This window comes from Corynebacterium sp. HMSC070H05, assembly GCF_001837615.1.
Lineage (GTDB): Bacteria > Actinomycetota > Actinomycetes > Mycobacteriales > Mycobacteriaceae > Corynebacterium > Corynebacterium coyleae.
The window spans coordinates 52,692-74,102 of sequence record NZ_KV833338.1 but is presented as its reverse complement, the minus strand read 5'-3'; the positions used below and the strand labels follow the sequence as shown (position 1 = coordinate 74,102).

27 protein-coding genes are annotated in these 21,411 nt (G+C 60.9%); 10 read left to right on the top strand and 17 right to left on the bottom strand.

Going from position 1 to position 21,411, the window contains the following annotated elements; genetic code table 11:
* Positions 1-975: a UTP--glucose-1-phosphate uridylyltransferase gene (locus HMPREF2617_RS06835; RefSeq protein WP_070421418.1), complete on the bottom strand. Its 975-nt coding sequence runs from the start codon at positions 973-975 to the stop codon at positions 1-3.
* Positions 976-1,032: 57 nt separating this feature from the next.
* Here HMPREF2617_RS06835 and HMPREF2617_RS06830 point away from each other — a divergent pair, with 57 nt between their 5' ends.
* From HMPREF2617_RS06830 to mscL, 3 genes are read left to right on the top strand one after another with little or no spacing between them, the layout of a single operon-like run.
* Positions 1,033-1,626, top strand: a complete 594-nt coding sequence (locus tag HMPREF2617_RS06830) for a 5-formyltetrahydrofolate cyclo-ligase (protein ID WP_070840378.1) — start codon at positions 1,033-1,035, stop codon at positions 1,624-1,626.
* Between the two features lie 35 nt (positions 1,627-1,661).
* A complete protein-coding gene (locus tag HMPREF2617_RS06825) occupies positions 1,662-2,288 on the top strand; it encodes an SAF domain-containing protein (RefSeq protein WP_070815938.1) in 627 nt (208 codons plus the stop codon).
* Between the two features lies 1 nt (position 2,289).
* Positions 2,290-2,712: a large conductance mechanosensitive channel protein MscL gene (gene mscL, locus HMPREF2617_RS06820; RefSeq protein WP_070421421.1), complete on the top strand. Its 423-nt coding sequence runs from the start codon at positions 2,290-2,292 to the stop codon at positions 2,710-2,712.
* Here mscL and HMPREF2617_RS06815 read toward each other — a convergent pair.
* The 7 genes from HMPREF2617_RS06815 to HMPREF2617_RS06785 all read right to left on the bottom strand — a co-directional run bounded on the left by HMPREF2617_RS06815 (position 2,709) and on the right by HMPREF2617_RS06785 (position 7,639).
* On the bottom strand, positions 2,709-2,915 hold the full coding sequence (locus tag HMPREF2617_RS06815) for a hypothetical protein (protein WP_224212929.1): 207 nt from the start codon (positions 2,913-2,915) through the stop codon (positions 2,709-2,711). The genes mscL and HMPREF2617_RS06815 overlap by 4 nt on opposite strands.
* Positions 2,916-2,925: 10 nt before the next feature.
* The gene (locus tag HMPREF2617_RS06810) at positions 2,926-3,501 is read right to left on the bottom strand and encodes a MogA/MoaB family molybdenum cofactor biosynthesis protein (RefSeq protein ID WP_070421423.1); all 576 of its coding nucleotides are present in this window, start codon (positions 3,499-3,501) and stop codon (positions 2,926-2,928) included.
* Positions 3,502-3,560: 59 nt separating this feature from the next.
* Entirely contained in the window at positions 3,561-4,814 is a 1,254-nt protein-coding gene (locus HMPREF2617_RS06805; protein WP_083323236.1) for a S1C family serine protease, read from the bottom strand.
* Between the two features lie 89 nt (positions 4,815-4,903).
* Positions 4,904-6,367 carry a sensor histidine kinase gene (locus tag HMPREF2617_RS06800; RefSeq protein WP_070840377.1) on the bottom strand — a complete coding sequence of 488 codons (1,464 nt, stop codon included), beginning with the start codon at positions 6,365-6,367 and terminating at the stop codon, positions 4,904-4,906.
* A complete protein-coding gene (locus HMPREF2617_RS06795; protein WP_070421425.1) occupies positions 6,367-7,065 on the bottom strand; it encodes a response regulator transcription factor in 699 nt (232 codons plus the stop codon). The genes HMPREF2617_RS06800 and HMPREF2617_RS06795 overlap by 1 nt, the downstream gene beginning before the upstream one ends.
* A gap of 106 nt (positions 7,066-7,171) precedes the next feature.
* A complete protein-coding gene (gene rpmF / locus HMPREF2617_RS06790; RefSeq protein WP_070421426.1) occupies positions 7,172-7,345 on the bottom strand; it encodes a 50S ribosomal protein L32 in 174 nt (57 codons plus the stop codon).
* A gap of 21 nt (positions 7,346-7,366) precedes the next feature.
* Positions 7,367-7,639, bottom strand: a complete 273-nt coding sequence (locus HMPREF2617_RS06785; protein WP_070421427.1) for a type B 50S ribosomal protein L31 — start codon at positions 7,637-7,639, stop codon at positions 7,367-7,369.
* Positions 7,640-7,847: 208 nt separating this feature from the next.
* On the opposite strand from HMPREF2617_RS06785, the gene HMPREF2617_RS06780 reads away from it, so the two are divergent.
* Positions 7,848-8,981, top strand: a complete 1,134-nt coding sequence (locus HMPREF2617_RS06780; protein ID WP_070840376.1) for an SLC13 family permease — start codon at positions 7,848-7,850, stop codon at positions 8,979-8,981.
* On the opposite strand, the gene HMPREF2617_RS06775 is transcribed toward HMPREF2617_RS06780, so the two are convergent.
* Positions 8,953-10,206 (bottom strand): DUF418 domain-containing protein, encoded by a 1,254-nt coding sequence (locus HMPREF2617_RS06775; RefSeq protein ID WP_168168339.1) that lies wholly within the window; start codon positions 10,204-10,206, stop codon positions 8,953-8,955. The genes HMPREF2617_RS06780 and HMPREF2617_RS06775 overlap by 29 nt on opposite strands.
* Positions 10,207-10,410: 204 nt before the next feature.
* Between HMPREF2617_RS06775 and rpmB the strand changes: the two genes are divergently transcribed.
* From rpmB to HMPREF2617_RS06750, 5 genes are all read left to right on the top strand, one after another.
* Positions 10,411-10,647 carry a 50S ribosomal protein L28 gene (rpmB, locus tag HMPREF2617_RS06770; protein WP_042409504.1) on the top strand — a complete coding sequence of 79 codons (237 nt, stop codon included), beginning with the start codon at positions 10,411-10,413 and terminating at the stop codon, positions 10,645-10,647.
* The gene (gene rpmG, locus HMPREF2617_RS06765) at positions 10,647-10,811 is read left to right on the top strand and encodes a 50S ribosomal protein L33 (protein ID WP_006841072.1); all 165 of its coding nucleotides are present in this window, start codon (positions 10,647-10,649) and stop codon (positions 10,809-10,811) included. The genes rpmB and rpmG overlap by 1 nt, the downstream gene beginning before the upstream one ends.
* A 3-nt stretch (positions 10,812-10,814) precedes the next feature.
* Positions 10,815-11,120: a 30S ribosomal protein S14 gene (rpsN, locus tag HMPREF2617_RS06760; RefSeq protein ID WP_034999472.1), complete on the top strand. Its 306-nt coding sequence runs from the start codon at positions 10,815-10,817 to the stop codon at positions 11,118-11,120.
* Between the two features lie 11 nt (positions 11,121-11,131).
* Positions 11,132-11,383 carry a 30S ribosomal protein S18 gene (gene rpsR / locus HMPREF2617_RS06755; protein WP_180950003.1) on the top strand — a complete coding sequence of 84 codons (252 nt, stop codon included), beginning with the start codon at positions 11,132-11,134 and terminating at the stop codon, positions 11,381-11,383.
* Positions 11,384-11,510: 127 nt separating this feature from the next.
* On the top strand, positions 11,511-12,191 hold the full coding sequence (locus HMPREF2617_RS06750; RefSeq protein WP_070421430.1) for a TetR/AcrR family transcriptional regulator: 681 nt from the start codon (positions 11,511-11,513) through the stop codon (positions 12,189-12,191).
* Position 12,192: 1 nt separating this feature from the next.
* On the opposite strand, the gene HMPREF2617_RS06745 is transcribed toward HMPREF2617_RS06750, so the two are convergent.
* Genes HMPREF2617_RS06745 through HMPREF2617_RS06710 form a run of 8 tightly spaced genes read right to left on the bottom strand, consistent with a single transcriptional unit; the run spans position 12,193 to position 20,304 of the window.
* Positions 12,193-13,575: a hypothetical protein gene (locus HMPREF2617_RS06745; RefSeq protein ID WP_070840374.1), complete on the bottom strand. Its 1,383-nt coding sequence runs from the start codon at positions 13,573-13,575 to the stop codon at positions 12,193-12,195.
* A gap of 27 nt (positions 13,576-13,602) precedes the next feature.
* On the bottom strand, positions 13,603-14,457 hold the full coding sequence (locus tag HMPREF2617_RS06740; protein ID WP_070483692.1) for a J domain-containing protein: 855 nt from the start codon (positions 14,455-14,457) through the stop codon (positions 13,603-13,605).
* A gap of 12 nt (positions 14,458-14,469) precedes the next feature.
* Positions 14,470-15,117 (bottom strand): hypothetical protein, encoded by a 648-nt coding sequence (locus tag HMPREF2617_RS06735; RefSeq protein ID WP_070828668.1) that lies wholly within the window; start codon positions 15,115-15,117, stop codon positions 14,470-14,472.
* 39 nt (positions 15,118-15,156) lie between these two features.
* Positions 15,157-16,020: a serine hydrolase gene (locus tag HMPREF2617_RS06730; protein ID WP_210384761.1), complete on the bottom strand. Its 864-nt coding sequence runs from the start codon at positions 16,018-16,020 to the stop codon at positions 15,157-15,159.
* 2 nt (positions 16,021-16,022) lie between these two features.
* Positions 16,023-16,898, bottom strand: coding sequence for a serine hydrolase (locus HMPREF2617_RS06725; protein ID WP_083291995.1), 876 nt, complete (start codon positions 16,896-16,898; stop codon positions 16,023-16,025).
* A 22-nt stretch (positions 16,899-16,920) separates the two neighbouring features.
* Positions 16,921-18,477, bottom strand: a complete 1,557-nt coding sequence (gene purH, locus HMPREF2617_RS06720) for a bifunctional phosphoribosylaminoimidazolecarboxamide formyltransferase/IMP cyclohydrolase (RefSeq protein WP_070840373.1) — start codon at positions 18,475-18,477, stop codon at positions 16,921-16,923.
* Positions 18,474-19,055, bottom strand: coding sequence for a phosphoribosylglycinamide formyltransferase (gene purN, locus HMPREF2617_RS06715; RefSeq protein WP_371325687.1), 582 nt, complete (start codon positions 19,053-19,055; stop codon positions 18,474-18,476). Before purN ends, purH begins: the two co-directional genes overlap by 4 nt.
* 10 nt (positions 19,056-19,065) lie before the next feature.
* Positions 19,066-20,304 (bottom strand): cell division protein PerM, encoded by a 1,239-nt coding sequence (locus HMPREF2617_RS06710; RefSeq protein WP_070840372.1) that lies wholly within the window; start codon positions 20,302-20,304, stop codon positions 19,066-19,068.
* A 300-nt stretch (positions 20,305-20,604) separates the two neighbouring features.
* Here HMPREF2617_RS06710 and HMPREF2617_RS06705 point away from each other — a divergent pair, with 300 nt between their 5' ends.
* Complete coding sequence (locus HMPREF2617_RS06705) at positions 20,605-21,330, top strand: M23 family metallopeptidase (RefSeq protein ID WP_070840371.1); 726 nt, start codon at positions 20,605-20,607, stop codon at positions 21,328-21,330.
* Positions 21,331-21,411: the final 81 nt, after the last annotated feature.

Below are 21,411 nucleotides of genomic sequence, written 5' to 3'. Positions count from 1 at the left end.
TTAGTTTGTCAGTTCGGGGTGTTCTGCTTCGTATTCGGTGATGATCTTCTTCAACGCCGTGTACAACGCCGGCCCGTACTTTTCGTCGTGCAGACCAAAGTCCACATTCGCCGGAATATAACCACCCGGGTTGCCCAGGTCATGGCGCTTGCCCTCATGAACCACCACATGCACCGGGTGGCCTTCAGAGATCATCAACTCAATGGCATCAGTTAACTGCAGCTCGCCGCCCTTACCCGGGGTAATACGACGCAGCGCATCAAAAATGCCACGATCCAACAAATACCGGCCAGTAGCCACAAGCGTCGACGGCGCATCCTCCACAGCAGGCTTTTCCACCATGCCACGCACCTTCAACACCTCGATGCCATCAAAGGACTCCCCCGCATCCTCAACATCAAACACGCCGTAGTTAAACACCTCTTCACGCGAGACGTTAAACGCGCACAGCACAGACCCACCGAGGCGATTGCGCACTTCGACCATCTTGTCCATCACCCCCATCGGCAGCACAAGATCATCCGGCAACATGACGGCCACGGCATCTTCGTCGTCGTCAAGCGCCTGCTCCGCACACCCCACAGCATGACCCAGGCCGAGGGGCTGATCCTGCTCAACCGCAACAGCCTGAATCAGCTCGCCAGCACGAGCAACCTTTTCAGCCTGCTCTTCCTTGCCGCGCGCGACCATGAGATCCTGCAACTCGGCAAAGTCACCGAAGTGGCGCATGATCTCTTCCTTATTCGGCGCCACCACCACCGCCAAACGCTGCGCACCACAGGCCGCAGCCTCCTGGGCGATCAACTCAATGCCCGGAGTGTCCACCACCGGCAGCAACTCCTTCGGCACAGTCTTCGTCGCCGGCAAAAAACGCGTCCCCATACCCGCCGCCGGAACAACAACCGTCTTCAGCGAAAACGCGTTGCCGTCCGTGGCAGCCGGGGCCGCAGCAGTGTGGTCAGTAGAATTCCGCATAAGTCATGAGCTTAACCTGACGCCCCTGTAAACCCGGTGAGCGACCCAAGGAGTTCCGTGTCTCAATCCACACCAGCCGCCAATGCAAAAGATGCTTTACGACGAGCCCACCTCTCCACCCGGCGCGAATTAGCCGCAGACACTGCACGTAAGCAGTCACTTGACGACGCGATTGTGTCGCACACACTGGCGTGTTTGCGTGAGACGAATGCGGTGGGGACCAACATCGCGGCCTACAACCCGTTGGCTACTGAGCCGGGCCCAGCCGATTTCGCGACACGTCTTACCGGGCCCGCCCGCACGGTGTTCTTGCCAATCTCGCTCAGCAGCGGCGAGCTGGCGTGGTCCCCAGCCGCAGCCGACGACGCCGGTGCAACCGGTGCACTCGGAGTCGTCGAGCCCACCGGCGCGAGATTCACCTCCCAGGTGTTGCGCTCGTGCGGGTTGATCGTCGCGCCGGCACTCGCGGTGGACCGAGGCGGGATGCGCCTGGGTAAAGGCAAAGGCTATTACGACCGTGCGCTTGCAGGACTCGACGTACCGGTGGCGGCGGTGGTCTACGACGAGGACATCGTGGACGCCGTGCCTTGCGACGACCACGACCAACCCGTGGACTACATCATCACCCCAAGCGGATTTTTTAGGGTCTGAGGGAACCGGGGTAGTGCAGGGTCCGTCAGATACCTATGGACCTTCACACACAGTTCGCGCAGTTGCGCACGCCCGGATACCGCCGGTCTGTCATCATTCGTCGCATCGTTGCGGTGGTGCTTGTCATCGCCGCGACGTTGCACGTCATCGTCGGTGTGTCCCGCGATGATCCAGCGGTGGTTGTCTTTGCCCGTGAGGTTGCGCCCGGCACGACGCTTACCGGCGAGGACGTGGCCCTGCGGCGACTTCCAGCTGACGCAGTACCGCAGGGGGCACTGTCTGATCTCGCGCTGGCGGAGGGCCAACTTCTTGCCGCGGCGGCATCAGCTGGTGAGGTGTTGACCTCCACACGCCTTGTCGGACCGGATCTCACCGCAACCTTGGTTGCGGAGGAACCACCCGGCGAAGAGTTCTCTCTGGTGCCAGTTCCGGTCGCGGAATCAGACATCATTCCGCTGCTGCATCACGGTGCACGGGTGGACGTGATCGCACAAGGGCCGCGCACTGTCGCAACTGGCGGGCGCGTGGTCACATCAGGTGAGAAAGGTACAGTTCTTGTGCTATTTCGGCAGTCTCAAGCAGAAGCCGTTGCTGCAGCCTCGCTGGATGGCCCATTGACCTTACTTTTGAGTCGTCATATACAACCGCCTAGTATTCCCTAACATGCTTCAAGGTTTTAAAGATTTCATCATGCGCGGCAACGTCATTGACCTTGCCGTTGGCGTTGTGATTGGTGCAGCTTTCACCGCTGTCGTCACCGCATTTTCCGATTCCATCATCAACCCGTTCCTCGCAGCCCTCGGCGGCGTGGACTACTCCGGCCTCGGCTTCTTCGTCCGTGAGGGCAACGAGGCTACCTTCGTTGACTTCGGTGCACTGATCACCGCAATCATCAACTTCCTGCTCATCGCTGCAGTGATCTACTTCCTGCTGGTCATGCCGATGAACAAGCTCGACGAGGCACAGAAGCGTCACAAGGGCGTCGACCCAGAGGAGCCGGCTCCGACCGAGACCGAGCTGCTCGCGGAAATCCGCGACCTGCTGTCCAACCAGAACCCGAACTCCACCCAGAAGCCGCTGAACTAATCCCCGTGATGCGGCGGCCGCTGCTCTTCGTAGAAGGCGCGGCCAGTCAAGCCCGGCTCTTCGTCATCGAGTAGCACTTCGCGCTCGCCGTCGAACGCCGGGCTTTTGCGTTGTTGCGACGGCGCCTTATCCGCCGTGCGGTCGTAATCCACATCCGCACGACGCACGACTCTTCTTCTCTTGCGTTCCATCTGCACTGTCACCGCGCGCTATCTACACCGAGTACTGGTTGAGTTCGCCGATGAGGTGGGTGACCAGCGGGGCAATCGTCGATACGCCATCGCGAATCGCCTGACGGCTCGACGCCAGGTTCACCACCACCGTAGAGCCGGATACACCGCAAATGCCGCGGGAGGTGCACGCATCAACCGCGCCACACGCCTGCCCCGACGCCCGAATCGCCTGGCTCACCCCCGGCACCACCTTATCGATGATGCCGCGCGTCGCCTCCGGCGTCTTATCGCGCGGACCAACACCCGTGCCACCGAGCGTGAGCACCAAGTCCACACCACCGACGACACCGGTCTCAATCGCCTTGCGGATATCGGACTTCTTCGACTTCACCCGCACCACACCGTCAACCCGGTAATTGAACTCGCTAAGGAGCTCCACCACCATCTTGTCGGTGTTATCGCCGGGGGCGTCGTATCGACGATCCCCCACCAACACAACAATGGCACGCGGCGATTCCGGCGCAGCCTGCTCCAGCTCAGAGGCACGAAGGGTTGCATCGTCCGGCTCGTTCATGTCCAGATCAGCAAGATCAACCGAGTCATACAGTTCAGTCATCGTAAAACGGGCTCCCGTCCGTCAGCGCGGTGAGAAAATATTGCAAGTCTCTAAAGAACTTACTCTGTGCTGAGGGTCACCTCTACCGGAATCGGCTCACCTTCTCCTTGACGCTCCACTTGCAGCGTCACTGTCTGGCCAAAGTCCTGTGAACGGGTAGCGGCAATCAACGCGTCGGCTGAATCTATAAGTCGGTCATTCAACCGCGTGATCACATCTCCCCGTTTCAGGCCCGCCTGCTCCGCGGGGCTGCCCGGCTCCACCGCAGCAACCACAGCGCCGCCAGTGATGGCCTGGGCGATGCTGACCTGCACACCCAGCATCGGTTGCGCCGCCTCACCATTACGGATCAGCTGGTCCGCCACTCGCTTGGCAAAGTTCGACGGAATGGAGAACCCAAGACCGATCGAACCGCCGGAGCTCTCTCCGCCAAAGCTGCTCTGGGACAGCGACGCAATCGCCGAGTTCATACCGATCAGGTTGCCGTTCATATCCACCAACGGGCCGCCCGAGTTACCGGGGTTGATCGCCGCATCCGTCTGGATGCCGTCCATCAGCGAGCTCTCGCCGCCACCCTGGCTCGCGCGCACCGGTCGGTTGAGCGCAGAGACGATACCTGAGGTTACCGTCGCAGACAGACCCAACGGCGAGCCGACCGCCACGACCTGCTGGCCCACGCGCAGGTCGTTAGAATTGCCGAACTGCACCACCGGCAAGTTGTCTACGCCCTCGATCTTGAGCACGCCAATGTCGGTGTTCACATCGGAGGCAACATACTGCGCGCGGTGGCGAGAACCATCGTTGAGCGTGACTTGAATTTCGGTCCCAGGCTGCGCACCTGCGGCAATCACATGGTGGTTGGTCAGCACATACCCATCAGAGGAAATGATGGAGCCGGATCCCTCCGCCCCACCAGAGCGCGTGGCCACCTCAATGGACACCACAGACGGCAGCACCTGCGCCGCCACCTTCTCTACCGATCCATCTGGTGCCTCCGCGGCATTCGACACAGAGGGATTCTCCAGGGCGTTTTCTTGCGCCTGCTCTCCACTCGGAGCATCTGCGCTTTGCGACGACCCCGCCGACCCCGCAACGTAACCCGCACCACCACCGGCTGCAAGGGCTGTCACCAACGCAACCGCAAAGGCGGTTCCTACGCCTGCGCGACGCTTCGGAGCCTGGGATTGCGGCGGAACCGTGTACACGCCGCCGCTTGGCACATACGGTGCTTGTTCGTAGTTTTCAGTTGTCTGGTGCGGAAAGCTCGAGGTTTCATCGTTGGGTTGCTCTCCGAAATCGCGCGTATTGCTCATGGATTGCGAGTATGCCCTACCGCGCTGTGGCGGCGCTTGCGACCTCACCAAACGAAACGTAGTGTTTTCTGTACATTTTCTGTACGGGTTTAGCTGTAGCTTTTCTTCGGGATGACGCGGGTCTCGTTCTCGTCTTCGACTATAAGATCCTCAGCCGTCTCGTCCTCCGGAGGACGTCCCGGGAACACCACCCGGAAACGGGCGCCACCGTCATCCGACTCTTCCGCCACGATTGTCGCACCGTGGCGGTCCATCACCTGTTTCACAATCGCCAATCCCAGGCCAGAACCCGGCATAGCGCGCGACTCCGGGGAACGGTAGAACCGTTCAAAGACTTTCTCGCGCTCCTCGGGTGGGATGCCGGGGCCCGAGTCGTCGACAATAAGCACCGCGTTGCGCTTCGCCGCCTTAAGCGACACACGCACTGCACCACCCTCCGGCGACCACTTCGCAGCATTATCGATCAAGTTGATCGGAGCACGTCCCATGGCAAAACGATCACCACGAATAACCCACGGGTCGGCGTGGAACAAGAACGTCACATCGGGGCGACGACGACGCACACGGTCCAGCGCCTCTTCGAGCACCTCGTCGAGGCGGAAATCCTCCGGCTCGGTCTCATGCGACTCGTCGCGGGAAAGGTCGACCAGGTCGCCGATCAGGATCGACATCTCCTCCATTTGGGCAAGCACATCACGTTCCAAATCGGCCCGGTCCTCAGCCGAAATCTGGTCCTGACGGCCGGAGTTATGCAACATCATCAACAACTCAATGTTGGTGCGCATCGATGTCAACGGCGTCTTGAGCTCATGGCCCGCATCCGCCACCAATTGCGCCTGACGCTTCTTGGACTCCTCCAACGACCTCACCAAGGCGTTGATCGAAGAGGTCACCTCCGCAAATTCGTCGTCGCCCTCCACCGGAAGTTCACGCGGCCCACTCGACTCGTTAGCGTTGTCCAACTCACGGTGCAGCCTGCGCACCGGAGTCAAGCCCACCGCCGAAATGAACGCACCAGAAATCCACGCCACCAGGCTGCCTACGCCGATAACGACCAGCCCAGCCGCCGCTCGGCTCCCAGAGATGCGACCGTACGGGTCCTCTGTCCGAGATGCGGCAACCACCATCCCATCCGGTGTTTGGCGCACAACAACACGCTTACCGTTGACTGAACGCACGGATACCGCATCGCCGCTCTCCGTACGCAAATACGGCCCTGAAATGGATACCGGATCCCCCAAGAACAGGTTCGAGTCTGCCCCTGAAACCGCAATGCTTGTCAACGGGTTTGATCGCCGAAACGCCGCAATTTCAGAGCGGATCTGATCTTCCGAGGCCCCGTCGAGCTGGCGAGCCATCCCCAACGTCTTGCTCCGCAGCTCAGTATCCAACACGCCTTCGTGGGTTTTGGTAGACAGCCACATGCCAAGCATCGTCGTGAGCCCAATCGCAGCCGCGACAATGAAGCCGGACAACACCGCCAATTTCAGGCGCAAGGAATGACCTGCCCCGAGGCGGGTCTCATAGGCATCGCCAGACGCGACGCGCAACATCACGGAGCAGTCTCCCGAAGCACGTAACCAACACCGCGCACGGTATGGATAAGGCGAGATTCACCGCCAGCCTCAGTCTTGCGACGAAGGTAACCGATGTAAACCTCCAGGGCGTTTCCGGAGGTTGGGAAGTCGTAGCCCCATACTTCCTCAAGAATGGTCTGACGGGCCAATACGTGGCGCGGATTCTGCATCAACAAGTGCAGCAACGCAAACTCCGTACGGGTCAGCGAGATCGGTCGGCCATCGCGGAACACGTCACGCGTCGAGGTGTCCATGGTCAGGTCCTCGAACTTCAGCGTGGTCGAATCCTTCTGCTCACTGTGACGCGATTCCGCACGGGAGCGACGCAGCAGCGAGCCGACACGCGCCAGCAGCTCCTCAAGCGCGAACGGCTTGGGCAGGTAGTCGTCCGCACCAGCGTCGAGGCCAGCCACACGGTCCGCGACACCATCGCGCGCCGTCAGCATAAGAATCGGGCCATCGTAGCCCGAAGAACGCAGCGTACGGCAGACACCGAGGCCGTCAAGCTTTGGCATCATAAGGTCCAAAATGGTCAGATCCGGCTGTTCTAACCGGATCTGGTCGAGCGCATCCTCACCATCTACGGCGAGGACAACGTCGTATCCGTTGAAACGAAGCGACCTACGCAGTGACTCGCGCACAGCCTGTTCGTCATCGGCAACGAGAATTTTCATGCGGATATTATGACTTATTTTCCTCTAAGAGTGAAAACGGCATTAAAAAACCGGGCCCCACCTGTGGGAACCCGGTATTTTTGCGCGAGTTTTACCTTGCGGAAGCTTAGAACTGCTCGACGTCGATCAGGCCAGCCTGAGCTGCCTTGACCAGACGACGCGGGATCTGCACCTCGCGGCCGTCGATCTTGACGTTGACCAAGTCAGGGTTGTTGGCCTTCCACTGGGAACGGCGCATGCGCGTGTTAGCGCGGGACATCTTGAACTTAGGGGTTGCCATGATTGTGCTCCTTTACGCCCTTTAGTTAGCGGACTTCTTCTTGCGGCGTGCCATGCCACCGAAACGCTGGTTGAACTTCTCAACACGGCCAGCGGTGTCCATGAGACGCTGAGCGCCAGTCCAGAACGGGTGAGACTCTGCGGTCACGTCAACCACGATGAGCGGGTACTCGTTGCCGTCCTCCCACTGCTCGGTGCGTGCGGAAGTCAGGGTGGAGCGCGTCAGGAACTTGTGGCCCGTGTTCGCGTCCTGGAAAATCACCGGGTGGTAATCCGGGTGAATGTCTTTCCTCATTAGTATTCGTCTCCCTCAGGATTGAACTACGGGTCGGTTCCTTACATTAAGGATCGTGCCCGAGTTGGGTGCGAAATGGTCTTTTCATCCGACGGTTGCCGGACAACTCGAAATAGCATACAGCTCACTTACGCTGCGACCTAATCATTGCAACTCGCTTATCGACGACCTCCGCCCTGCTCATCCACCACTTACCCTCAACCCCGCCATGAATCTTTCCTCGTTTTCTTTGCCGCTGGCAGCAATCGCCAGTCTCGCCGTGCTCGCCGCAGTGTCCCTGAACGACGCCACTGAAGTTGCCCTTCGGCTTGTTCCAGTACTCGGTTTCGCGGCCGGCATGTCTGTCGTCGTCAATCTCGCTGCTCGTGTGCACACCTTCGAGTGGCTGGTTGGCGCGTTGCAGCGCACGACGTCACGCAGAGAGATCGTTCTGGCGGGGTTTCTCGCACTGTGTGTCGCCGCAACGGCGTTCCTCTCGCTCGACACCACTGCGATCATGCTGACCCCGCTGGCGGTGCAACTCGCCTCCCGCTTCCGCCTCCCGGTGCCGGCGGTGGCGCTTTCCGTGGTGTGGATTGCCAACTTTGCGTCCATGCCTTTGCCGGTTTCCAACTTGACGAATTTGCTGGCGGTGGGCGGCGACGCGTTTTCCACCACCGGTGAATACGTGAAACTCGCCGCCGCCCCTGCAGCCGTGGCAGTGGCGGTCGCAGTGGCAGCGTCCTACGCAGCCCGGGCGATATACCGCAGCGCAGCAGCCGAACCTATGCCCGAAGCGTCGTCGATCCTCCCACGCCCAACGGGCGCCCTCGCGGTACTGGGCGTCACCGTCCTCGCACTCCTCAGCCCGATCCCCTACTGGCTGACGAGCACCGTCGCCGCCACCGCAATGTGGTGTGCGGTGGGCCCGACCGGACGGCGCGACGGCATTACTCCACTCATCCCGTGGTCGGCGCTCAGCCTTGCCACTGCCTTCTCCGCGGTGGCGACACTGGCCCTGCAGATCAGCGATATTTCGTCCGCCGTGCAGCAACTCGCCGGCACACACCCCTTAGCAATTGCAGCTGCTGGCGCGACCACAGCGAACGCGATCAACAACATCCCTGCGTTTTTGATGCTCGAACCTGCAGTCAGCGATCCGGCCAGCGTGCTGGCTCTCCTGATCGGCGTCAATGTCGGCCCGGTGATCACCCCATGGGCATCGCTCGCCACACTGCTGTGGGCAGATCAACTCCGCCGCGCAAAGACCCCAGTACCGTGGCGCGGTTTCATCCTGTGGGGCCTACTCCTGGCACCAGTTACCGTCATTGCCGCTACCGCTGCACTGCTTGTCGTTGCTTAGCCGCAACCATGTCGACAGCCCGGTGCATGACAATTTCAAACGGTCCACGCTGGAAGCGCTTCAGCCACAACATGCTGAACGCAATGAGCAGCGCACACAACGCGAGATAAACCCCACACACGAGCAAGGTGCCGGCAGGCCCCTCTACGTACCGGGCTAGACCAAACCCGAAGTCGTAGAACACCACAGAGGCGAGCACATTCTGCAGGATGTAGCACGTCAGCGCGGTGCGACCGACTGCAGCCAAACCGGTTCCCACCACACCAAGCGTGTTGTCGCGGCGGATGTAGAAGGCCGCGATGAGCGCGAGGACACCGAACGCCACTACCGTCGAGGTGACGTAGCGCGTCAACGAAGCAGATGCGCCGGTGGCAAACAAGCGCAGCCCCCAGTCCAGCGGGATACCAACACCAAGGCCGACGAGCATTACTTTGCGACGCAACCCCGCCCCGGCGGGTTGGAACAATCCAGCGCGGTACAACCTGGCCGCGAGGAGAAACACACCGATGCCCATCACGAACATGATTGGGATTTCGAACCTGCCGCCGAAGAAGTCGTCGATACGCGCCTGCACCATCGCCGGATAGCTGTCGGTTGCGGTGTAGAGCGCAAACGACTGGTCAAACGTGGGGATATCCTCGCCACCCTCGATCTCGTCGAGCGGAATACTGTTAAGCAGATAGGTGCCCACGGAGAACAGCAACATGACAAGGACATGTGCGCTCAGCGCCAGCCACATCCATACCTTTTGCACGCGCTCGCTGCGCGCAATAATCGGCGCCACCGCAAGGGCGGTCAGGCCGTAGCCCATCAACACATCAAACTCAAAGATGAAGATGTAGTTCAGTAGCCCTTCGGCCACAAGCAAGATTGCGCGCCAGTAGTACAGCCCGGGCCAGCGCTGGTTTCGTTTCGCTGCAGATTGGCGCTGGATCTCCATGCCGATGCCGAACATGATGGTGAGCAGTCCCAGGAACTTGCCGTCCGTGACCAACGCGCTTGCGGCATTGAACAACGCGTCGGCGGCCTCTGCTGCAGTTCCATTCGTGGAAGCGGCGCGAACCTCATCCCAGAGCGTGAAGTTCGGATCGAAATACTGCTCCATGACGCTGTCCATCTGGTGCCAGGTGGCAAAGATCCAGATATTCGTTGCCAAGGTGCCCAGAATTGCGATACCTCGAGCGACGTCGAGAGCGACGATTCTCCGATAGGTGGGTTCATTCACGGGTGTCATACTACGCAAAACGCGATTATGAGAAATGGCGCAAAGACGGTAGGGTTGTCTCTCGCTGTTGTCGAAGTACACATATACGCCTACGTCAACCGATTGCATTTGCGCCGGTAGCGGACCCTCACACCGCTTCTCACATGGCGCTTTCCTCACATCGTGATCGAGTCGTGGGCGGTAAGAAGAGTAAGGAAGAAACCCATGTCGGCACATTGCCAGGTCACGGGACGTCAGCCGTCGTTCGGCAAGACCGTCTCGCACTCGCACCGCCGCCACTCGCGCCGTTGGAACCCCAACGTGCAGAAGCGGAAGTTTTACCTGCCCTCCGAGGGCCGTACCATCACCCTGAACGTTTCCACGAAGGGTCTGAAGATCATTGACCGCGACGGCATCGAGTCCGTCGTAGCCCAGATCCGTGCACGAGGTGAGAAGATCTAATGGCACGTAACGATATCCGCCCGATCATCAAGCTGAAGTCCACCGCGGGCACCGGCTTCACCTACGTCACCCGCAAGAACAAGCGCAACAACCCGGACCGCATCACGCTGAAGAAGTACGATCCGGTAGTTCGCAAGCACGTCGAATTCCGCGAGGAGCGATAATCCATGGCGAAGAAGTCTAAGATCGCTAAGAACGAGCAGCGTAAAGAGATCGTCGCCCGCTACGCGGAGCGTCGTAACGAGCTCAAGGCAATCATCAAGAACCCGGAGACCTCTGACGAGGATCGTCTGGACGCTCAGTTTGAGCTCAACCGTCAGCCGCGCGACGCATCCCCGGTGCGCGTGCGCAACCGTGACTCGCGTGACGGCCGCCCCCGCGGCTACCTCCGCAAGTTCGGTGTTTCCCGTGTCCGTATGCGCGAGATGGCTCACCGCGGTGAGCTGCCTGGCGTCCGTAAGTCTTCGTGGTAAGGAGGACTCAAATTATGAAGCGCAACAATTCGCGTAAGCCGCGCATTGAGCAGTCCCGTCGCCCGAAGAAGAACCCGCTGAAGGCAAAGGGCATCGAGACCGTCGACTACAAGGATATTGAGACCCTGCGTCTGTTTATCTCCGACCGTCACAAGATTCGTTCCCGCCGCGTCACGGGCCTGACCCCGCAGCAGCAGCGCCAGGTCGCTACCGCTGTGAAGAACGCGCGCGAGATGGCTCTTCTGCCGTTCACCACCCGCTAATTAGCCGGTTGACGATGACAGCGTAAGAGTCTTCGGCTCTAAGCACCCGCACTCCCCTCCCCGCGAGGGTTGAGAGCGGGTGTTTTTCTTCTAAAGTAGTGGCGTATCCCAGAAAGGTAGGCAGGGTATGGCGAACTCGGTCGGACGACCACGCAAGCAAAGCCCACGGCGCAAAGGCGCAACCGCCCGCGAAGAAATCCTCGATGCCGCATCCGAACTTTTCACACGCAAAGGCTTCGCAACTACCTCCACTCACGACATTGCTGACGCCGTAGGCATCCGTCAGGCGTCGCTGTACTACCACTTCCCCTCCAAGCGCGACATCTTCCTCACGCTGCTCATGGGGACGCTGCAGCCCTCGCTGGATCTCGCATCAGACTTGGCCAAGACCGACGAAACTGCAGCCGTGAAGCTCTGGGCGCTCGTCGCCGCCGAGACCCGTATCTTGTTGTCCTCGAATTGGAACGTCGGCCGGCTCTACCAATTGCCGGTGTTGGAGTCGGAGGAGTTTGACGAGTACCACGAGGCACGCCAACGCCTGGAGGGTATCTTCCGCGACCTGGCGGCGCAGATCGTTGGCGACGACGACCCCCGCATCGACCTACCGTTCCACATGACGCTCGCCGCCATCGAGATGCGCGACAACACCGGCGTTGCGCCATACCCGCTTGTCGACGACGCCCTGCCCGCCCCCTCCGTCACCATCGCCGATGCCGTTTTGGACGTGCTCCATACGGACCTTCCGGATCGCCGCGCCGAGCGCATGCTCAGCCTCGTCGCGCAGGTATCGCGCGACGAGGACGCTTAGTTTAGAACTTGTCTAAATCCTCGACCGCGACGCGGGCCTCGAACCAATCCCCGTCGTCTCGCTTCACGCCCCAAATCCGGGCCCCTGACGGTGAATCAATCGGGAACACATCCGCATCAGCGGTGATAAGTTCCTTAGTCTTCACATCGCTTTGAGCAACGCGCGGGGAAGTTCGATTGCCGTCGTAGGTAAAGATCGACTCCCCGTCCGAAATCGCGTCGACGAAGTCCAACTTCTTGAGTTCATCCTTACCCAATTCGAGCAGGACTTCTCCAGACTCGGGCTTCAGAACGAGAAGTTTTACTATGCCCTCGGCTCGCGAGGTGAAGATAGCCGTAATAATGCCACCGCTGCGCCGCACCACAGGTACAGAACTGTAGGTTCTGGTTTCCACACTCATTGCTTCGTCTGCCTTGCCACCGCTGACATAGAGGAATTTCACTTTACAAGGCTTCGTTGGCTCATCGATGCAGCGCTCCTGTTCCGCAGTGTCCTTGCCGTACACAAGGGCATCGTCGCCGATACGCCACACGGCTTCGGGTGCGAAACCTTTACGTATCTCAACGTCCTCGCCCGACTCTAGGTTTCGGCGCCTCAAATCCCCATCGTTGCTTGCGTAATACAGCACGGGCTCCCCGCTCTGCGCGAGCACGCGGAAGAAATTATTGGTCTCGATGTGCTCATGCCTTGTTTCTTGGCCAGAGGCGATATCCACCGCAACGACATCGATTTGTTTCTTCGAGCCGGCCTCCGGAATGTTCGCGAGATAGATCTTCTCCGCACTCGCCGCGATAATTTCGGCGGACTTAGCGTCGAGGTTCTTCGAATCCACTTCCGCGAGGGTTGGCTCGTCGAAGGATGCAAAATCGTCGAGGAACGTCGAAAGGCTTACCTTCTCCGTTTGTAGGCCCTGCGTACTCTCCACAGTCTTCACAAAGCTGGCGCCTTTGGTCTTCCCGTCGTCGGCAACCAGCATCATCGTCGTGGTCATACGTTTGTCCTCAGAGCCATCGAACTTCTTCGGGGAGACGTCGTACAACGCTCCCGTGTCCAGATCGAGCGCACGGGTTTCTTTGTCCCAGGATGTGACAGCGAGTTTTGCAGGGACCGCCTGATTGAATGTCGGATTGAACACGTCGAGGTTGTCGATCCCAAGTGACCTTGTTTCTGGCAAGTCACGTGCTGCTTCAGGCGCCGCCTCTAACGGATCGACGGCCATGCGTGCGTTGTTGTTCCACTGTGGCTTAAGGGATTCCGCAGCCGTAGTTGCGTGCTTAGTTGGGTCAAGCACTTCCGTTTCGGTTTCATCCGCGCCGCCACAGGCACTCAGCGAAACTGTCAACAGCCCTGCTCCAAGAAGTGCGATTGCTTTCGTCTTATTCATGTTCAATCTCCTCGTTCTCTCGCCGTGTTAGTCAAAGATGTCGTAGAGCTTCCAGTCGCCGCCATCTCGAGCGAACAGAAACAGTTGGGTATTGACCGATGTCGCATGGACGTCCTTGTTTTTCACCTCCGTGTTGATCCCAACGAGTCGCGCCTCCTTGATCCCACTCAACCCGTAAAGACGGTCGAGGTAGTCGGTATTCTCCGACGCATCGTCACCTTGTTTCTTTGCGACGAGGTCCTTCAGGTCGTAGCTCTCCCCCGCGGCGTACTCGGCATCGTCGGATGATCCGATGCTCGTGTTCTCAAGCTTGTTTTCAAGCAACGCTGCACGGCCAGCAGCGGCATGCTGATTCATCCAGTCGGCCCTATCGTCCTCATCAAGCTGGGCGATTTCGTTGGCGAGCTTCTCAGGTCCGCTCGAGCCCAGCCCAGCGCCAACAAGCTGAGGAACTACCAGCGCAATGACGAGCACACCCGCAACAACAGCAGCAATAGGCCACCAACGCTTCACATCGAACGACTTCTCCGGTGTGTTGTCCCCTTCGCCAGAGCCGGGAACAACGGCTGGTTCGGAAACTTCGGGGGCTTCTGGTGCTTCGGGTGCGGTCGGTGCAGCCGTTGCAGCCGGTGACGCCATGGCGGCCAGCGACCGAAGGCTTTGCACGTTCATGGGCATGCCACTGTCGGCCTTCAAGCGAGAGTCGTACATCTGGCGCTTAGTCGGATCTCCCAGAATCTCCCGAGCCAGACGCAATTCCTCCTCGCCACCAGGGTTGGAAGTGAGACCGCTGTCGAGGCGTTGCGTGAGCTCGTCGACAAGCAGCTCGCTCGAAGCCGACGGATCAAGTTCGAGCGTCTTGTACAGGTTGTAATGCTGCATCCCGGTTTCCTTCTACTGCTCGCTGATGAAGACGGAGGCGTTGTTGCCGCCGGTGCAGCGGAAACCGCCCTGCGCCGGCGAGCAGGACATCATGTAGTACTGGCCGGTCTTCGGGCTCAGGCTACGCAGCGAGGTCGGCGTCTTTCCGTGCTCCGCGTAGTACGCGCGGAAATCATCACCTACGGCACGCGCGAAGCCCTCAGTTGTGACGGACGTTTCCGGCACACCGACCCCGAAGGTACGGTCCTTCCGGTCAGCGTCCGGCTTTGCCGACGACGGCGCCGCCGAGGGCTTTGCGCCGTCAGTCGCAGCCCCACCTGGAGCACGCGTCGACGTTTCCACAACAGTAGAGGTCACCGGCTCTGTGGAACCGCTGGACGATCCGCCAAAGCTCCACGCGGCGAACGCGCCAAGGACCGCCAGGAGGGCAACGGCGAGCACACCAATGATGATGTAGAGCACCCGGTTCGACGACTTCGGCTCTTGCGGGGCGGGCGCCGGCGCGTACTCAGGTTGGCTCCACTGCTGCTGTTCCCAACTTTGCGCCGGGAACTGCTGGGTGGGCATGTCCTGCTGTGGTTGTCCCCACTCGTCGTATTCGGATGGTTTCGGGGTGTATGCCGCCCACTCATCGTTGGGGTTGGCATTTGGGTTCGACATCGTGGAATCTCCAAGCTACGGGGGTGTTTATCCCGCAGTCTATCGTCCAGCCTCCGAACAGTCAGGATTTGGCGAGCCCAATTGCAGCTCGAGCACAGCGTTTGTGAGATCAGTTGCCATCAATTGGGCCGTCGCGTACGTGCCGTCTGCGGGCGAAACTGTCAGCGCGATGCCGTAGCCGTTGTACAGGCCGAGCTGGCGCACGGTGTACTTCCCGTCGTCCCCCGGACCCCAGCCACCTTTGAAGGCAACATCCGGCAAAACCCCCAGACCGTAGCGCTGCTCCGGCACTACCTTGCGCATCATGTCGAGTACCTCGTCGGCCCCCGCCACACAGCGCAGGTTGGAGGCGAACACTGCCTGCTCACGAGTGCCCCATCGCGTTTGACCGAAAGCCGTGAATCCAGGCCTGAGCACAACGGTGTTCATCGGGAGATCTACTCCTGCTTCACGCAGCACTGCTTCTACCTCCGCAGGCTCAACCGTCGCCCACAGTGTTTCTGCTGCGAAGTTGTCTGAGGCGGTAATCGCAGACTCCGCAACCGGAAGTAGCGAAGGGTCTTTGCGAAGCGCAGCGACCGCGATCGGAACCTTCGAAGTTGACCACGCAACCTGCGGATCTTGTTCCGGCGATCCTACTGCGTCCCGGCCGTCAGACACCGCGAGCTCTGCCGTTCCCCCGTATTGAGCAACCACGGCATCGACTGCTGCTTGGAGCTGCGGTTGCAACTGCTCCAGAACAGGCGCGGGGACGGGCGAGGGTGCGAGTGAACTCGGCGTAATTACGTGGGTTGCCGTCACAGTTTCCGTCGCTGGTTCTGAGGCCCGCTCCCCTGCCCCGCACGCGCTGAGCGCAAGCCCAGCGGCGACCAGCGCTGCAGCAAACCTCAGTCGCGGCGTCATATTTAGCAGCGGGCCGTCGGCAGGTCGCCGCGCATTGCTGCGATGCCGTCCGCCAGCTCGTTGAGCATGGCGAAACTACCCTCGTGCCCCTTCGGGCTGTGCGCGGTGATTGCCACCGCGATATCCCCATTCGGCCCCGGGATAAGGCCGAACTGGCGGGCGAGGTGCCCGTTCTCATAGTAGTTCCAGCCGCCCTTGAAGCGTGCACCAGGGATGCGCCCTACACCCCAGCGCTGATAATCGACGACGCGCCCCATCATGTCCAGCACCGGCTCATGCCCCTTCACGCAGCGCAGGCCCGATGCAAACGCCGCCTGGTCGCTGGTGGTCCACAGCGTGCCCATCTGGTATCCCGCGGAGTTGGTGGTCCGCGATCCTGCCTCGGCGATGATGCCGTCGAGTTCCGCGCCCGATACCTGGCCAAACATACGGTGCGCGGCAGGGTTATCGGAGCGGGTCACGGCGACCTCAGCATCCGGGTAGGCTGCCGGGCTCTTGCGCAGCGCACCAATAGCCACCGGGACCTTCATAGTGGAAAATGCCGGCTCCGGGCGGTTATCCCCTGCGGTAATGCCACCGACAGATGCTGTCGCGCGGCCACCATGTCGCGCAACAACGTCGCGCACAAGCTGATCAAGCTGCGCTTGAACCTCCGTGGCACTCTTGCCCGTCGGCTGTCTCTTCGCGGCGGCCGGTGCCGTCAGCGGCAACGGCAGGTGGATGGCTCGCTGCACTTGCGGCGGCAGTTGCTTGTAGGTCTGCACAATGGCCGGGCCTACAACCGGGATCTGATCAATCGCGGAGTAGGTGGGAATGGCCGGCAGGCCCGGAAGCGAAATACCTGCGGTGAGCGCAAGCGCGGCGAGCTTGGAGGACACGGAGGTACTCTCCTTCAGAGGGTTAGTGGGCGAAGTGGCGGGTTCCGGTGAGATACATGGTCACGCCGGCTTCCTTGGCTGCAGCGATGACTTCCTCGTCACGGATGGATCCGCCGGGCTGGACAACGGCCTTCACACCGGCGTCTGCAAGCAACTGGAATCCGTCGGCAAACGGGAAGAACGCGTCGGAGGCTGCCACGGCACCGTTGGTGCGGTTGCGGCCCTCGTCCAGTGTGTTCGCGCGGTCAACGGCCAGCTTGGCCGAATCGACGCGGTTGACCTGGCCCATGCCGATGCCCACCGATGCGCCGTCGTTGGCAATCAGGATGGCGTTGGACTTCACGCAACGCACCGAGCGCCACGCGAACTCAAGATCGGCGAGGGTCTGCTCGTCGGCAGCGTCGCCGGCAACCAACTTCCAGTTGGCGGCTGCGTCGCCGTCGGCCTGGAACTGGTCGCGCTCCTGGACCAGCCAACCACCGGTGATCTGCTTGCGCTCCTCGGTGAGTTGCTCCGGGGTGACCTCCAGCAGGCGCAGGTTTTCCTTCGTGCGCAGCAGCTCGAGTGCTTCCGGCGCGAAAGACGGGGCGATGACCACCTCGGTGAAGATCGGGTGGATCTGCTCTGCAAGCTCAAGGGTGACCTCGCGGTTCGCGGCGATCACGCCGCCGTAAGCAGAGACAGGGTCGCAGGCGTGCGCCTTCTTGTGTGCATCCGCGATGGACTCGTCGGATACTGCGAGACCACACGGATTGGCGTGCTTGATAATCGCGACGCACGGACGGTTGTGATCCCAAGCCGCACGCCATGCGGCGTCAGCGTCCTGGTAGTTGTTGTAGCTCATTGCCTTGCCGCCGTGCTGCTTCGCAGCGGCAATGCCCCAGCCGTCGCTTTCCAGGCGGGCTGCCTGGTGCGGGTTCTCGCCGTAGCGCAGTTCCGTGGTCTGCGCACCAGACGCAGCCTGGGATGCAGCCTGGCTCTCGAGCTGGGAGGCGAGCCAGGAGGACACGGCGGCGTCGTAACGCGCAGTGTGCGTGAACGCCTCGAGGGCGAGCTCGCGGCGCTCGTCGAGCGTAAAGCCACCGTTCTTCACGGCCTCCACAACGTCGGCGTAGCGCTTCGGGGAGGTCACAACCGCGACAGACGGGTGGTTCTTGGCTGCCGCGCGCACCATCGACGGACCACCGATATCGATCTGCTCGACGCACTCGTCAAAGTTGGCACCTGAGGCGACGGTTTCCTCGAACGGGTACAGGTTGACCACGACGAGCGAGAACGGCTCGATGCCCAGCTCCTCAAGCTGCGCCTTGTGGTCGTCCTTACGCAGGTCTGCCAGGATGCCCGAGTGCACGCGCGGGTGCAGCGTCTTCACACGGCCGTCGAGCACCTCCGGGAAACCGGTGACCTCTGCGACCTCGGTCACCGGCACGCCTGCGTCTGCAATGCGCTTCGCGGTGGAACCGGTGGAGACGATTTCTACGCCGGCTTCGCCCAACGCGCGAGCCAGATCCTCCAGCCCCGTCTTGTCGTAGACGCTGATTAGCGCGCGCTTGATTTCCCGCTTCGCGGCATTCGTCATGAGAAAAGGACCTTTCCGTTTACTACTTGAGCGTTATGGAGCAGTTCCACGATCTGCTCGCGCTCGACCTTCTTGATGCGCTCGTGCAGCGTGGAGGTGGTGTCGTCCGGCAGCACCTCAACGGCACGCTGGGCGATGATCTCGCCGCTATCCAGTCCGGAATCGACGTAGTGGACGGTGCAGCCGGTGACCTTCACACCGTATTCCAGAGCATCCCGGACAGCGTGTGCGCCCGGGAATGATGGCAGCAACGACGGGTGCGCGTTGATGGTTCGACCTTCATACTTCTCAAGGAAGGGCTTGCCCAGGATGCGCATGAAGCCCGCCGAAACGACAAGGTCTGGCTTCACGGACGCAAGCGTGGCGGCAAGTTTTTCGTTCCACGCGTTGCGGTTGGTTTCCATTGGCACCACTGCGGTGCGGATACCCGCGTTCTTCGCACGTTGGATCGCTGGGCAAATTTGATCCGCCACCACAATGTCGATGCGGTAGCGACCTTGCGCATTGTCGATCATGGACCGCAGCAACGTACCCGTTCCAGAGACGAGCACAGCAATTGATTTCACTGAATCACTCACGCGAAGCAGTCTAGCTGTCAGTGTTCGCAGGTGTGCGTTGCCTTAGCGCAGCTACCCCCAACACGGTTGCACCGGTGACGGCAACCCATACAAATAGCAGTAGCGCCAGCACCCAAGGGTCCACGCCGATGACCCCATAAGCGCCTGCTTGCCCTGAGGAGAAGACGCCTGCGGCCGCGCCGAATAGGGCGCACCACGTGGCAGTTGCTGCAATAGCAATCAGAGACACTTGCTTTGCGACGAAATACTGCACCAGCACCGCCGCCGGCACCACCAACAGCACCGGCGCCCACGCGGGCACCTCCGCCGGGATCGCACCAAACAGGGGCAGGGGTGGGTACGGGATCTGGACTGCGTCGAAGAGGTTTATCGAACCGGCACCGTAGGTAAAGGACCCGCCGAGCATGACCGACAGCGCCCCGATAGCCGCATTTGGCAGGTACGCCACACAGAGCACGAACAGGCCGATACCGCCGCCCCACCCGAGGGATGGGTACTGGCCGAGCAGTTCGCGAACCTCACCAAAACCTGCAACGAGGAACGCAAGGTAGATCACTGCGGCTGCACTCAGCAGGCGTACAACGATCTTGCCTGCAGCCTCACCTGCATCAACGGTTTCCGCGGGAACCCCCACACGCTTCGCGAGCGCATGCCACACCACGTTGCGGATTCCGATGCAGTAACCAATGAGGTGCAAGATGACCGGGCAAAGCAGCGCGGCCACGGGGTGTGGTGCGGCCACCGGATAGACGGCCGACGCGTCAGCGACCATGAACAACGCGATGCCGCTGAACACCAGCGCAAAGCCGATGACAAGACCAAGCAGCACGAGGAGGTCCAGGATGCTCACTCGTCCCGCCGTAGCCGCACGGATGCGGCGCGCCACGAGTGCGACAACACCGATGGCTGGCAAAAGGGGTACGGCGGCGAGCTCGATGTCGTCGATACGCACTGGCACTCCATGGAAGACGAACCAGCTCTCCCCCACCGCGGCAGGCAGGTAGGTCAGGCGCCAACCTGCGATGAGGATGACGGCAAAGCACACCACAAGCAGCCCGAGCCCGACGACAGCATTCGGCACAGCGACATACGGCAGGTAGTGCTTGATCCGCTCTTCGGTCGTCTCCGGGACCTTTGCGGGGGCAGACCGCTTCTTAATACCGGTGATCTTGCGCTTGGACATGCTGGCGTTGCGCGCGCGGCGCCCGCTTGTCGACGACGCCGGGCGTGGTTTCGGTGTGGTGCTCATCCCCGCCAACTCTGCCACTCCTCACCCCCACTTCTGGGGAAGGACACCCGATCTTCCAATTTGCCCCACCCGTCCGGAGAGTCACACCATTCACATACGACTACACATGACGTGGATGCAACCGGGATGTAACACTGCGAAGACAGCGAACGATTAAGACAATTTTCAGATTCATCTTGCCCCGATGAAACCAATTCGTTACAGTAACCACTCGTAGATAACAGGAAGGTTACGATTCCCCTGCCGGAAACAGCACTAGCAGGGGGAATTCGGGCCAACGGGAAATCTCAAAGAGGGCACATGTTCATTTCGAAGAAGCAGGGCGGCAAGCACCGTAAGCAGACGCCGAACACGGGTCGCGCAGCTGTCGTCGCCGCCGCCACTGGCGCGGTTTCCACCGCCGGCTTCTCCGGCCTCGCCGCAGGCGCTCTCACATCAGACAAGAGCCAAGACGCGGATTACTCCATCCAGCTCGCAGCCGATACCGACGAAATTGCCGGCACCCCAGACAGCGACGCCGCAACCCCGCAGATCCTGGCGATCGCGGAGTACAAGCCGGTTGAGAACCTTACCGACCAGCTCAACAAGGCAGTCCAGCACTCCGACGAGGTCGCTCGCCAAGACGAAGCAGCACGTGCCCCGCTGGTCGTCCGCCCGGCCGACGGCGCTTACACCTCCGGCTTCGGCATGCGCTGGGGTTCGATGCACTCCGGCATCGATATCGCCAACGTGGAAGGCACCCCGATCCGCGCAGTTGCCGATGGCACTGTGATCGACTCCGGCCCGGCCCAGGGCTACGGCCAGTGGATCCGCATCCGCCACGAGGACGGCTCCATTTCCGTCTACGGCCACATGCAGTCTCTGCACGTAGGCGTCGGCGAGCAGGTCCATGCCGGCCAGGACATCGCCGGCATGGGTTCGCTGGGCTTCTCCACCGGCTCGCACCTGCACTTTGAAATCTGGCCGGACGGCGCAACCGCTGTCGACCCGGAGCCTTGGTTGGCCGCACGCGGCATCCAGCTCTAAGCCACACAGACTTCTGCCCCGCTTCGGCGGGGCTTTTTCATTGTTGGGTGTCCAACTTTTCGGAGCATGCGGGGGTACACC